The organism is Paracoccus salipaludis (assembly GCF_002287065.1).
Lineage (GTDB): Bacteria > Pseudomonadota > Alphaproteobacteria > Rhodobacterales > Rhodobacteraceae > Paracoccus > Paracoccus salipaludis.
The window spans coordinates 1-529 of record NZ_NSJZ01000162.1 but is presented as its reverse complement, the minus strand read 5'-3'; the positions used below and the strand labels follow the sequence as shown (position 1 = coordinate 529).

Here is a 529-nt window from a genome sequence, read left to right as displayed (position 1 = left end):
GACGGTGCGGCCGACCTTGCGAGGGGTGGCGGTCAGGGTCAGCCGGGAAAGCTGATTGATCTCGGCAATCGCGGGCTGGATCGCCCGGCTGTTGAAATGCGAGAACCGTTCCAGTTTGCCCGGCTCCACCCCGAGAACGGACCGCAACTCGGCCACGGTGAAGGTCTTGATGGCAACCTGATCCAGCTTGGCCAGACTGGCGATGTGCTGGAACAGCAGCAGCGAGTACTTGCTGCCCAGGTGAAACACCGTCTGGCGATCAAGGATCGCCCAGTGGTTCGAGGCCGCGGCAGCACGGGTGAACATCCGTGAGAAATACCAGCTGATGACCAGGTCGCCGGACAGTTCGTCGCGGTAGTCCACCTCGGCAATGTCGAGCAGCCCCCCGATGGTCAGGCGCTTCTTCTCGGTGTCATCGTGGATCAGCACGGCCGCCTGCAACTCCGCGAACAGCGGAGCGAGACTGGCGCGATCGTGGTTGCGCAACCCCTCGACCCCGCGCACCTCGGACAGCCGGACGCGATGCTCC

1 protein-coding gene is annotated in these 529 nt (G+C 64.3%); it reads right to left on the bottom strand.

Annotated elements, in window-relative coordinates; translation table 11 throughout:
• On the bottom strand, positions 1-529 hold a 529-nt coding region (locus tag CK240_RS17995), incomplete at both ends, for a replication initiation protein (RefSeq protein WP_135059000.1).